Raw genomic sequence first — 12,317 nt, 5'->3', positions numbered from 1 at the left:
TCGCTGCATTCGTCGCCTTGCCCTGAACAACGGCAACACTCGCGCAGAGCCGTGCAGGATTAAATCGATGTCCCCTGGAGTATGTCCGGCAGTATTGAATGGCAAGGGCTGGTGAATCGGGGCAGAGTCGTGAACTCAGCCAAACGAATGTGCCAGCAGAGGAAGCACCGGGTCGGAAGTAGCATGTTCCTGCCCTTTGCGGTTAAGTAAACTCATGCGCTATGGAAAGAATATCCTGAGTGGTGTGGAGGCAGGAAGGTGGAAACGATGCTGGCATTACAACCCAAACAGTACGATGGCATAAAAACAGCCTGTTCAGCCAGCCAGGATCCAGAGGTTGCCGCGCAAGAGTTATTGCAGGAACTGGCGGGTATCGAGCTGAGTCAGGTGGTGTTTTTCTGCTCCAACGATTTTGACTTTGAAGCCCTGGCCAAGGCGCTGGGCGATTGTTTTTCCGGTGTTAACCTGGTGGGCTGTACCACCGCCGGAGAAATCTCGCCGCTGGGGTATTGCAGCGGCAGTATTACCGCGATTGGATTTCCGGCTTCATCGTTTGCGATCCAGTCGGCCCTGATGTCCGATCTGGCACGCTTCAGCTTTGCTGATGCCCAGGGGCTGATTCACCAGATGCTCGACCACTGCCGTGAGCAGCAGGTTGCGCCCATCAAGGGCAATACCTTTGCCCTGACCTTGCTGGACGGGCTGTCGGTAGAAGAAGAGCGCTTGCTGCGTTTGCTGAACGCACACCTCGGCAGTATTCCCTTGCTGGGAGGGTCGGCGGCCGATGATATGTGCCATAACAAAACCCATGTGTATTATGACGGCCGTTTCCATACCAACGCCGCCATTCTGTTACTGGTGAATACCGCCTTTGATTTTGAGGCCTTCAGTATTCATCATCTGCTGCCGACCGATGACAAGCTGGTGGTGACCAATGCCGATCCACTGGAACGGCGGGTATTTGAGATCAACGCCGAACCCGCTGCCCTGGAATACGCCCGGGTATTGAATATTCCGCTGGAGACTTTGAATCCGCAAATATTTGCCCTGAACCCCTTGTCGGTAAAAATCGGTGAGCGCTATTACCCCCGCGCCATTCAGAAAGTGAACCCGGACAACAGCCTGTCTTTTTATTGTGCGGTGGATACTGGCATTGTACTGACGTGTTCACGGTCAGATGACATGCTGGCGCAGCTGGATGGTTTATTCGACGACATCAGCCAGCGCATCGGCACGCCGCAGTTGATCCTGGGCTATGATTGTATTTTTCGGCGGCTGGAGCTGCAGCATCTTGGCTTGCTTGAGACCGCGTCCACCATGTTTGCGCACCATAAGGTGATTGGTTTTAACACCTATGGGGAACAGTTTAACGGCATGCATTTGAACCAGACGTTCACCGGTGTGGCACTGGGAGGAAATGACTATTGAGTGCAGAGGTCGATGAACTCAAGCGGCGCCTGGCCGAACTTGAAGACAAAAACCAGCGGCTGGAAAAAATCAATCAGGCGCTGATGCACCGGGTTGAAGCCGGGCCGGAAAATTCTGACGGTGCCTACGATAACTTCAAGCATTCGGTCTATCTGGCGGAGCAGGTACGTGAACGTACCGAGGCGCTGAATGAAGCGATGCACAGCCTTAAAAGTACCAACGTCGAGCTGGTACGGGCCAATGCCGCCGCCACCAATGCCCACGATCTGTTACGACAAGCGATTGAAAGCATTTCCGATGCCTTTGTGCTGTACGATGCCGACCGCAAGCTGGTGCTGGCTAACTCCCGTTTCAACCAGTTCTGGCAATGCTCCGGTATTGAAATTTCCCCCGGTATGGAACAGCAGCAGATCCATAAACTGTCGCAGCACTACCGCTTGATTGACCGTTATTATGGTGAAGCGGTCAGCACCGGTTATGGTGCCTTGCCGGGGGATGGCAAGGTCTTCCATATGCGTAGCGGTGCCTGGGTGCATGTCAGTGAACGGCCGACACGGGATGGCGGTCTGGTGGTGTTGTACAAGGACATCAGCGCGCTGATCGAAAATGAACGGGCGTTGCGCGAACGGGCGTTGGCGACCAAGTCCCGTACCCTGCAAAATACCCTCGATAACCTTTCGCAGGGGGTGGTGCTGGTCAATCAGGCCCAGCACCTGGAAACCTGGAATCACCGCTTTGCCGAACTGACCGGGTTAAGCAAGGCGGTGCTGGAGTCCGGCTTCAGTTTCTCTGGCATGATGCAGCTGACCGAAGTGGATGACCTCAACCCCTTGTCAAAAGACGGGCAGGGCAGGCCTTGCCTGCAGCTGGAGCAGGTGTTGTCGGATGGCCGGGTGCTGGAAATCCGTACCCATCCGATGCCCGATGGTGAGTTCGTCAATACCTATACCGATATCACCGAACGCAGCCGGGCGGTAAGAGCCTTGGCCGAGAGTGAACAACGTATCCGGGTCATCACCGATACCGTGCCGGCGCTGATTGGGTATGTCGACAAGAACCTCAGTATTATGTTTTCCAACCGTGCCTATGAAACCTGGTACGGTTATGAGCGCGAAGATATCCTCGGCCGCCGCATGGAAGAGATTATCCAGCCGGAGCAGATGCGGCGCTTGCGGCCTTATATCGAACGGGCGCTCAGTGGGCGCAGTGTGAATTTTGAAATCACCGATCCCGCTCCGGATGGTGAAATCCGCCATGTGGTCAAAAACTATGTGCCGGAAATCGACAGTCAGGGAGAGGTGCAGGGGTTTTATGTGCTGATTCAGGATATTACTGAAATCCGCCGGACTTCCGAGGCACTGACCCAGGCCTATCAACATCTGGAGCAACGGGTCGAAGACCGCACCAAGGAGCTGACGGAGCTGAATGGCCAGCTGCTGCAGGAGATCGAAGAGCGGGTGCAAATGGAGCATCGCTTGCGGGATGCCAAGCAGGAAGCCGAAAAAGCCAACCACAGCAAAACCAAATTCCTTGCCGCGGCCAGCCATGACCTGTTGCAGCCGATGAATGCTGCGCGGCTGTTTTGTGCTTCCTTGATGGAACACAATCTGGATGAGCGTACCCGGCAACTGGTGTTTTCGCTGAATTATTCACTCGAAGATGTCGAAAGTCTGCTGGCGGCGCTGGTGGATATTTCCAAGCTGGATGCCGGGGTCGTCAAACCCGATATTACGGCTTTCAGTGCCGGGGACCTGTTGGGGAATCTGGCCAATGAATATCGTACGCTGGCAGCGGATTCCGGGCTGGCGTTTGAGTTTGTCGCCACTTCGGCGGTGATCCTGACCGACTCACAGTTGTTAGCCCGTATTCTGCGTAACTTCCTGACCAATTCCGTGCGTTATACCCGTGAGGGCAAGATTTCTCTCGGCTGTCGCCGTCGTCCACAAGGGCTGGAAATACAGGTCTGGGATTCCGGTGTGGGGATTGCCGAAGACAAGCTGGAGGAGATATTCCTTGAGTTTAATCGCGGCAGCCAGAAAGACACGGCGCGGGACAAGGGGTTGGGTTTGGGGTTGGCGATCGTGGATAAAATGTCCGGTATTCTGGGGCATCCGATCAAGGTGCAGTCCCGACTTGGCTTTGGCTCCTGTTTTTCGGTATTGGTGCCTTATGGTCGCCGCCAGCTGTCCCGCAAGGCAACCACACCGGGATTGGCCTTGTTGGGCAATCAGCAATTTCGGGGACGCCGGGCGCTGGTGATTGATAATGAAGCGTCGATCTGTCAGGCCATGGCGGTGTTGCTCAGTGGCTGGGGTTTTGAGGTGATCACCGCGCGTAGTTACGAAGAACTGTTGGTGCAACAACCAGAGCTGGATGCCGGTATTGATTTGATTCTCGCCGATTATCATCTCGACAATGGCGTCACCGGGCTGGATGTGGTTCGGCAGATGCGTACCGATCTGGGGCTGGATGCGCCGGTGCTGATGATTACGGCCAATTACACTAATGTGCTGAAACAGGAAGTGCGGGAGCTGGGCTATCGTTTGATGAACAAGCCGGTACGCCCGGCGAAACTCAAAGCCATGATCCATCATATGATTCATCAGGCCATTGTGGTGTAAATTACGGATTCCAGCTTCCAGCCGGTTTCTGGATCAGAACAGCGGCCAACCTCGTCTCTTGTTATAACGGGGTATCGTAACGAATGGCGGTGATTTCCCATTCCCGGGTTGCTTCTTCTGTTTTGATGAACACATCATCACCGACGGACTTCCCCAGACACGCTCTGACAACCGGCGCATTAACAGAGGCATAATGCTTTTTGCCGTAGATTTCATCCGGGCCAACGATACGGAAAAGCAAGGTGTTATCCTCTTCGTCCATCAGGGTAACCCAGGCACCAAAATAGGCCTTGCCTTCCTGGCTGGGGTGGTATTCGCTGACCCGTACAGCGTCCAGCCGTTTTCTGAGATAGCGCACCCGGCGGTCAATCTCTCGCAGCCGTTTTTTGTTGTACTGATAGTCGGCATTTTCAGAACGGTCGCCCAGACTCGCTGCCCAGGTCACTTTTTTGGTGACTTCCGGGCGTTCAGTTCGCCAGAGATAATCCAGCTCCTGCTCCAGCTCTGCATACCCCTCAGGGGTGATGATATTGGTATCCATGGTTCTCCCTTGAAGGTTGGGTGCACTGTCTGGTGAGGAGCTGCCCAGGGGCCGGGACGCGCCTTTAATCGATGGTGACGATATCGAGCCGGGTGGCCAGGTGCGTCTGGTCTTGTTGTTGTTGCAAATTGACAAAATCAAACAGATTGAGATCGCCGAGCTGGGAGGGGGCGATATTGCAGATGGCAGCAAAGATATTCTCGCTGCGGCCTGGTTGTATCCTTTCCCATTCGGTCAGCATATTCTTGATGTTCTGGCGCTGCATGTTGTCCTGGGAGCCACACAGGTTACAAGGGATGATTGGGAACTCCATGGCGGTTGAATAAGCCTGGATGTCTTTTTCCTTGCAGTAGGCCAGCGGGCGGATCAGAACGTGCTTTTTATCGTCGCTGAGCAGCTTGGGTGGCATGGCTTTGAGTTTGCCGCCGTAAAACATGTTCAGGAATAAGGTTTCAATGATGTCGTCGCGATGATGGCCCAGGGCGATTTTATTGGCACCAATTTTTTCAGCAAAGCCGTAGAGGGTGCCGCGACGCAGGCGGGAGCACAGGCCGCAGGTGGTTTTTCCTTCCGGCACCAGATCCATGACCACGCTGTACGTGTCTTTTTCAACAATATGGTAGGGAATATCCAGCTTGCCCAGATACTCGGGTAACACGTGTTCGGGGAAGCCAGGCTGTTTCTGGTCCATATTGACGGCAATCAGCTCAAAGTTGACCGGGGCGCTTTTTTTCAGGCTGATCAGGATATCGAGCATGGTGTAGGAGTCTTTGCCGCCCGACAGGCATACCATGATCCGGTCACCCTCTTCGATCATGCAATAGTCTTCAATCGCCTTGCCAACGTTTCGGCGCAAACGTTTATGAAGTTTGTTGAATTCGGTGCGTGCTTTGCGATCAATGACATCGGCGGTCATGCTGGAAAACTCCTGAGCATTCTGGGGCGGAACACTGGCTAAAAATCAGGCGGCGAATTCTAGCGAATAGATTGGCTGGCGTCAGTAACTGTTGCCAGCCAATAACAACGCGGTGGCCGGTTAGCGGGTTCAGGGATGAAACTGGGCACAGAAACAAGGATATAAGGGGTTTTTGCCGTTACCGCTGAGAAGGGTAACGGCACGCTGTGCGGGATTATTCCGCTGGCGTTTTCTCGTCACATTCAATTTGTGGGTTCAGTCCGGCCATTTCATACAGGCTGTTCATGTCCAGAACGATGATTTCCTTGCTCTGGGTTTCGATCAGGGCATTTTTCTGGAAACGGGTGAATACCCGACTGATGGTTTCTACCGCGAGGCCAAGGTAGTTGCTGATGTCGACCCGCGACATGGGCAGGCGGAAGTGGGTGGCACTGAAACCGCGTCGAGCGTAACGGTTGGAGATATCCAGCAAAAACGAGGCTACACGTTCTTCGGCGTTCTTTTTGCTCAACAGCAACATCATGTTCTGGTCGTGACGAATTTCGTTGCCCATGGTGCGCATCAACTGTTTGCGCAGGTCGGGGAGTTCGTCGGTCAGGTTTTCCAGCTGATGAACCGGAATTTCACAGACGGTGGTGGTTTCCAGCGCTTTGGCGGTGAGAGGGTAATCACCGGCATCGTAACCGGCCAGACCAATCAGTTCGCTGGCGAGATGAAAGCCAGTGATCTGTTCTTCGCCATTACTGGCCAGGGTGTAGGTTTTCAGGGCACCGGTACGTACCGCAAACACGGACTGGAATTCATCCCCTTGCTGGAATAACAGCTGGCCTTTTTGAATGGGTCGGCCACGGCGAATGATATCGTCCAGTCGCTCCATATCTGTGTCACTGAGCGAGAGTGGCAGACACAGTGCGTTCAGGGAGCAAGTCTGGCAGTGGGGTTGATTACCGCGCAAGGGAGGGTGCGCAGGCTGTGCAGCTTGGTTTGTTTTCATTGAGCTCACCGTGTCGGGTTTTCCGTTATGTAGGGAAGAACCGTGTTCCATTAATTTTCGTATGGTCTTAGCTCGACGAGTGGCTGTCAAGACATTGGTCAAGGTATTGAGTCAAGGTATTGTCAACGGATGATCAGTCGCTGATCAATAACGACCCTGGCTACTATAACCAGATGGCTGCTGCAGTCCAAACGCCGTAACCAATCAGTAACAGTCCGGCAATGATACGGCTAAGGCTGTGACTGAGTAATCGGCTCAGGCTGGTGGCGGCGAGGCCACTGGCGAACAGGGCAGGCAGTGTGCCAAGGCCAAAGCAGAACATGGTCAGTGCCCCTTTGAGGGGATCACCATTGGCGGCGACCCAGCTCAAAGTGCTGTATACCAGTCCGCAAGGGAGCCAGCCCCATAGCAGTCCAAGGCGAAAGCGACTGCTGATCGAATATTGTGTCATCAAGGGGCGGGTAGCAGGCTGCAGCCTTTGCCATAGATATTGGCCAACTTGTTCGATACGGGTGAGCCAGCTTGCCCAGCGGGCAACGTAGAGCCCCATCAGCACCAGCAGTATGGCGGCCAGTGTACGTAATGCCAGCATCAGTACATCATTCAGTTGTTGTAGCCATAAGCCAAGCAGCGAGACGAGCAGGCCGGCAAAGGCGTAACTGGTGATACGACCGCTGTTAAAAGCCAGTGCTGTCAGTAGCGGTTGTTGTTGTGAGCGGGTGCCAATGGCGGCGGCAATGCCGCCACACATTACCAGGCAGTGACTGGAGCCAAACAGGCCCAGCAACAGGGCGGTTAACAGGGAGAGTGGTTCAATCACAATGGGTTTTTATCGGTTGCCGTGGTATGGGGTGCTGGTGTTGTGTCGGTTGCTGTGGGATGGGTGCTTGCGGGATCGTCATCGTCATCAAAGAGAATTCTGTGAGCCGGAGATTCCATATCATCAAACTGGCCGCTGCGCACTGCCCAGAAAAAAATCAGCGTGGCAATGCTGATCAGGACGATCGAAAGTGGAACAAGTATGTAGATAATATCCATGTTATGTCCATCAAACCAAGCGAGTGGAAGCCATTATAATCTGGCCTTGTGGCTGAGTGTGCTAATTGTGACCGGATACATCCGGTTTGGTCGTCCGGGATAGTCGCAGCGCATTACTGACCACCAAAAGCGAACTGAATGACATGCCAATGGCTGCGGCCCAGGGAGGAATATAGCCTGCCGCTGCCACTGGCAAGGCCAGCAGATTATACAGCAGCGCCCAAGCGATATTCTGGTAGATCACCTGGCGGGTACGGCTGGCGGTGTCCAGAGCCTGTAATACACAGTCCAGGCGGCCGCTGGTGACCAGGGCATCGGCGCTGGTTTTGGCCAGGTCTGTGGCGTCACTGACGGCAATGGCAATGTCGGCCCCAGCCAGTACCGGGACATCGTTGATGCCATCGCCAATCATTAATACACGTTCTCCCTGCTGTTGCCACAGGCGCACCTGTTGTAGCTTCTGTTCGGGTGACAAGCCGATCTGGACGTCGTCAATACCCAGCTGTGTTGCCAGTTGTTGACCTGAGGCGCCGGGGTCGCCGGTGAGCAAGGCTGTTTTGATTTTGCGTTGGCGCAGGCCCTGGGTCAGGCTGGTGGCAGATTTTCGGATGCTGTCCCCGAGCCGGATCCAGGCTGCAGCCTGATCGTCGACACTGAGCAGCAGCCATTGCCCTTCCTGATGGTTCAACTGACTGGTATCCAGCGAGGAGTGGTCAGGCAAGGCAAAGTCGGGGCGGCCAAAGCGGACGGCATATGACTGTTCTGCTGTTGGCTGCCATTGCCCCTGAATGCCAGCCCCGGTGTGTTGCTGGACCTCGGTGACGGTGTCGGGACGAATCCGGCGAAAAGCGCGAGCAATCGGGTGACTGCTGGATTTTTCCAGTCCGGCGGTAATGGCGAGTACCTGGTCGCTGTCCAGTTCCCCCGCCAGAACGACGTCTTCAATGGTGAGCTTGCCTTGGGTGAGGGTGCCGGTTTTATCGAATACTACCCGGTCGATGGTCGGGAGGGATTCCAGTACGTGGCCTTTGCTGATGAGTAATCCGGCCTCTCGTAGCGCGCCGGTGGCCGCTGTCAGCGCCGTTGGTGTTGCCAGCGACAAGGCGCAAGGGCAGGTGACGACCAGTACCGACAAGGCGATAAAAAAGGCGTGATCGTTACCCTGTTGCCACCAAAACAGAAAAACAGCCGACGAAATCAGCAAGACGGCGGCAACAAAACGACTGGCAATCCGATCGGCGATCAGGGCTATTCGGGGTTTTTCCTGCTGTGCCCGATCCATCAGGCGAACAATGGTCGACAGCTGGGCTTCCGCTCCAGTGGCTGTGACCTGCATGATAATCGGGCTTTCGATATTGATGGTGCCGCCAATCAGGTGATCCTGATTACGTTTGGTGACGGGCAGGTATTCGCCCGTCAGGGCAGCTTCGTCGACGGAGCTGCGACCCTGGATCACAATGCCGTCGGCAGGAATGGCATGACCGGGCTTGATCAGCAGCAAATCTCCCAGTCTGACTTCTTCGCTGGCAATAACCGTTTCGGTGGCATTTGGGGTGTCGTCACTGAGTTTCAGAGCGACGTTGGGCAGCAGCGTCAGCAGGTTGTTACCGGATTTTCCCATGCGATGACGGGCGCGCATTTCCAGAAAGCGGCCCAGCAGCAAAAAGAAGGTGAACATGCAGACCGAGTCAAAATAGACCTCTTTGCCCTGGTTGAACGTGCTCCAGATGCTGGCACAAAATGCCAGGGCAATCGCGAGGGAAACCGGTACATCCATGGTCAGGTGGCGGGTTTTGAGGTCCCGGATTGAGGCTTCAAAAAAAGGCCAGGCTGCGTACAGCACCACAGGTAATGTTAGTAACATGGAGGCCAGGCGCATAAAAAATTCGTATTGCGGCACCATGCCCACATACAGGGGGACGGCCAGCATCATTACCTGCATCATGCCGATGCCAGCAACCGCCAGACGGCGGATGCTGCGCTTGCCTTCGATATGACGTTGCTGTTCGGCAGCGGTTGCAGAAAAAGGGGAGGCGCGGTAACCAAGGCGGTAAATTTGTTCGATCAGACTGGAAACCGGTATTTTCTCTGGTTCCCAGCGTACCACCAGGCGGTGGTTGGACAGATTGAGGACGGCCTGGTCAACGCCGGGTAGCGCATTCAGACGGTGTTCGATTAACCAGGCACAGGCTGCACAACTGATACCATCGATCACCAGGGTGGCTTCTGCCATACCATTGTCCAGCCGGGCAACAAAACGTTGCTGCATGGCCTCGCTGTCGTATAGCGCCAGTGATTCCCGTGCTTGCAGTTCATGGTCGTCCAGTTCGGCGGGAGACAGTTCTGGCAGCGCGGTGCGGTGCTTGTAATAGTCTTTCAGGCCGCTGGCGACAATGGTTTCGGCAATGGCCTTGCAGCCCGGGCAACACATGGGCTGTGATTGACCATCAATCAGGGCTGACCAGCGTTTTTCGTCAGACGGGCTGACGTTTTCACCACAGTGAAAGCACCGGGTGTTATTGGCATGCTCTGTCATTGGGCGTTCAGTTGTACGACCTTGCTGTATTCCAGCTGTTCTGTGGAGCGTATCCGCCAGCCCTGATCCGGGCTTTGTAACCAGACATAACGCCGGGATGGCAGTTGTATATCGGCGGCGGCAATATAAAGCCCGGGCTCTGTGCGCTGCAGAATGATTTCAAGGTCCCGCTCTTGCAGGGTTGGGTGGATCAGTTCCAGCAATAAGGTATCTGGCTCCTGCTCCAGCTGGCCGTCGAGAACCAGGCGGGCTTCATGATTGGCAAACACCAGACTGCTACGGATCTGCAGACGGCTGGCCTGATGGTCCATTTCGACATTTTCGGTATAGCTGACACCGTCTTTATAGTAGCTGTCGCTTACCAGTGAATCCTTGCTGCTGACCGCCAGGGTAATCATGACAACACCCCAGCAAACGGTAACGGCAGGAATTCCGGCAACCAGCCACATCAATGGCTCTTTGTACCAGGGTTGGGCTGGCTGGGTATCTGATTTCATAGTGCTCTCTGGGTCTGGACTGCTGGCAGGGTCTGTTTGGGTATGGTATTGCTTTTGAGTTCCACTGCCCGAAAAAAAAGCCGCCCAAGTGTAACCACTTGGACGGCGACTCTCTAGCAACTTTGTCATTCCCGTTGTCCGATCAATGGCAGAATTGGATGCAGTTGATCTAACAACAGGCTTTTGGAGTGACATTGCTGCGCCAGAATGGATTTTCTGGCGCAAGCCGATAGTCGCCTGATGGCTGACTAGGTTCTTGGTGCGATAAAGCGGCTTTCTTCACGGGCGACTTCTTCGCCGCTTTGTTGGTCTACCACAATAAACTCAATATTGGTTTTACTGGATGGTAATTTGGCGATTGCCGGGTCAATTTCAAGGTTGACGGAGATCTCGCGCAATTCGTTAACCCGAATGTTGTAGGTGTCCGGAGCATCCATGGTGGCGTTTGGCAGCCCTTCAACCTTGAGGAGATAGGTACGTGGTTGCTGCGACATATTCATCATTTTCAGGGTGTAGCTATTGGTGACGGTATCGTTCGGTGTAACGCGGTACAAGCTGCCGCGATCCCGGGCAATATCCAGTTCAAACGGCACCCGACTGGCAATGGCATAGACAAAGGCTCCCATCATCACCAACAACATAAAGGCATAACCCAGCAGTCTGGGGCGCATAAGGTGCGTTTTTTGGCCTTCCAGCTCATTTTCGGTGGTATAGCGTATCAACCCCTTGGGTTTGTTCAGCTTGTCCATAATGGAGTCGCAGGCGTCGATACAGAGCGCACAGCCAATACACTGGTATTGCAGACCATCACGAATATCAATGCCGGTAGGGCAGACCTGAACACAGAGGGAGCAGTCGACACAATCGCCCAGCTGGCTGGTGTCGGTCTCTTGCTTGGCTTTTTTGGTGCGTTTGCCCCGTGGCTCGCCACGGTTCAGGTCGTAGGATACGGCGAGAGTATCGGCATCGTACATAACAGACTGGAAACGAGCGTAAGGACACATGTAGATACACACTTGTTCACGCATCCAGCCAGCATTAATGTAGGTAGCCAGGGTGAAAAATGCGATCCAGAATATTTCCCAGCCATTGAGGTCGGCTGACAACATATCCGGTATCAATTCACGGATAGGAGAGAAGTAGCCAACAAAGGTGACCCCGGTAGCCAGTGCAACAAAGAGCCAGAGGGTGTGCTTGAGTGCTTTTTTACGCATTGTGCTGGGGGACATATTGCCCTTGTCCATCTTGATACGCTGGTTACGGCTGCCTTCAACCCGTTCTTCTATCCACATGAACAGGAACGACCAGGCTGACTGGGGGCAGGTGTAGCCACACCAGACCCTTCCTGCCAGGTTGGTGATGGTAAAGAGGCCAAAGGCTGCAATGATCAGTGCGAAGGACAACAGAATAAAATCCTGGGGCCAGAAGGTAACACCAAAGATATTGAATTGGCGTGCGGGCAAGTCGAAATAGACGGCCTGGCGACCGCCCCAGTTAATCCATACGGTGCCGTAGTATCCTAGCATTAATGCCCATAGGCTGTAGGTTCTCAGTTTCTGGAAAAAACCGATAATTTCCCGGACATATATTTTTTCACGCTTGGCGTACATGCTCTCGGTTTTCGGCGTGACGTCTTTGACAGGGATGTTACTCATGGCAGCTAATCACCTTGGTTGCTTGTGTTGGCTGGCGTAGCAGGTGGCGCCTCAAACGGGCACCTTCGGGAGCGTCAGCAAATCTATATAA

At 54.3% G+C, this 12,317-nt stretch carries 10 protein-coding genes; 2 read left to right on the top strand and 8 right to left on the bottom strand.

Features of this window, described 5'->3' with window-relative positions; all coding sequences use genetic code 11:
• The first annotated feature begins 267 nt into the window (after window positions 1–267).
• Window positions 268–1,428: a nitric oxide-sensing protein NosP gene (gene nosP / locus Q4551_RS13150; protein WP_303434305.1), complete on the top strand. Its 1,161-nt coding sequence runs from the start codon at window positions 268–270 to the stop codon at window positions 1,426–1,428.
• Window positions 1,425–4,049, top strand: a complete 2,625-nt coding sequence (locus Q4551_RS13145) for a NahK/ErcS family hybrid sensor histidine kinase/response regulator (protein ID WP_303434301.1) — start codon at window positions 1,425–1,427, stop codon at window positions 4,047–4,049. The genes nosP and Q4551_RS13145 overlap by 4 nt, the downstream gene beginning before the upstream one ends.
• A 61-nt stretch (window positions 4,050–4,110) precedes the next feature.
• Here the strand turns inward: Q4551_RS13145 and greB are convergent, their stop codons facing one another.
• The 8 genes from greB to ccoG all read right to left on the bottom strand — a co-directional run bounded on the left by greB (window position 4,111) and on the right by ccoG (window position 12,226).
• On the bottom strand, window positions 4,111–4,590 hold the full coding sequence (greB, locus tag Q4551_RS13140) for a transcription elongation factor GreB (RefSeq protein ID WP_303434300.1): 480 nt from the start codon (window positions 4,588–4,590) through the stop codon (window positions 4,111–4,113).
• A gap of 64 nt (window positions 4,591–4,654) precedes the next feature.
• The gene (gene ttcA, locus Q4551_RS13135; RefSeq protein ID WP_303434299.1) at window positions 4,655–5,506 is read right to left on the bottom strand and encodes a tRNA 2-thiocytidine(32) synthetase TtcA; all 852 of its coding nucleotides are present in this window, start codon (window positions 5,504–5,506) and stop codon (window positions 4,655–4,657) included.
• Window positions 5,507–5,720: 214 nt separating this feature from the next.
• Window positions 5,721–6,500, bottom strand: a complete 780-nt coding sequence (fnr, locus tag Q4551_RS13130) for a fumarate/nitrate reduction transcriptional regulator Fnr (protein WP_303434298.1) — start codon at window positions 6,498–6,500, stop codon at window positions 5,721–5,723.
• Window positions 6,501–6,663: 163 nt separating this feature from the next.
• Window positions 6,664–7,320, bottom strand: coding sequence for a sulfite exporter TauE/SafE family protein (locus tag Q4551_RS13125; RefSeq protein ID WP_303434297.1), 657 nt, complete (start codon window positions 7,318–7,320; stop codon window positions 6,664–6,666).
• Complete coding sequence (ccoS, locus tag Q4551_RS13120) at window positions 7,317–7,538, bottom strand: cbb3-type cytochrome oxidase assembly protein CcoS (protein WP_303434296.1); 222 nt, start codon at window positions 7,536–7,538, stop codon at window positions 7,317–7,319. The genes Q4551_RS13125 and ccoS overlap by 4 nt, the downstream gene beginning before the upstream one ends.
• Before the next feature lie 61 nt (window positions 7,539–7,599).
• Window positions 7,600–10,074, bottom strand: a complete 2,475-nt coding sequence (locus Q4551_RS13115; RefSeq protein WP_303434295.1) for a heavy metal translocating P-type ATPase — start codon at window positions 10,072–10,074, stop codon at window positions 7,600–7,602.
• Complete coding sequence (locus tag Q4551_RS13110) at window positions 10,071–10,571, bottom strand: FixH family protein (protein ID WP_303434294.1); 501 nt, start codon at window positions 10,569–10,571, stop codon at window positions 10,071–10,073. Before Q4551_RS13110 ends, Q4551_RS13115 begins: the two co-directional genes overlap by 4 nt.
• A gap of 248 nt (window positions 10,572–10,819) precedes the next feature.
• Entirely contained in the window at window positions 10,820–12,226 is a 1,407-nt protein-coding gene (gene ccoG, locus Q4551_RS13105) for a cytochrome c oxidase accessory protein CcoG (RefSeq protein WP_303434293.1), read from the bottom strand.
• Window positions 12,227–12,317 lie beyond the last annotated feature (91 nt).

This window comes from Oceanobacter sp. 5_MG-2023, assembly GCF_030548165.1.
Taxonomy (GTDB): Bacteria; Pseudomonadota; Gammaproteobacteria; order Pseudomonadales; family Oceanobacteraceae; genus Oceanobacter.
This window is presented reverse-complemented; position numbering and strand designations above follow the sequence as displayed.

Bases quoted from the DNA above. Each gene is read 5' to 3' on its own strand.
- nosP (WP_303434305.1), top strand. From the start codon at position 268: ATGCTGGCATTACAACCCAAACAGTACGATGGCATAAAAACAGCCTGT.
- greB (WP_303434300.1), bottom strand. From the start codon at position 4,590: ATGGATACCAATATCATCACCCCTGAGGGGTATGCAGAGCTGGAGCAG.
- ttcA (WP_303434299.1), bottom strand. From the start codon at position 5,506: ATGACCGCCGATGTCATTGATCGCAAAGCACGCACCGAATTCAACAAA.
- fnr (WP_303434298.1), bottom strand. From the start codon at position 6,500: ATGAAAACAAACCAAGCTGCACAGCCTGCGCACCCTCCCTTGCGCGGT.
- ccoS (WP_303434296.1), bottom strand. From the start codon at position 7,538: ATGGATATTATCTACATACTTGTTCCACTTTCGATCGTCCTGATCAGC.
- Q4551_RS13115 (WP_303434295.1), bottom strand. From the start codon at position 10,074: ATGACAGAGCATGCCAATAACACCCGGTGCTTTCACTGTGGTGAAAAC.
- Q4551_RS13110 (WP_303434294.1), bottom strand. From the start codon at position 10,571: ATGAAATCAGATACCCAGCCAGCCCAACCCTGGTACAAAGAGCCATTG.
- ccoG (WP_303434293.1), bottom strand. From the start codon at position 12,226: ATGAGTAACATCCCTGTCAAAGACGTCACGCCGAAAACCGAGAGCATG.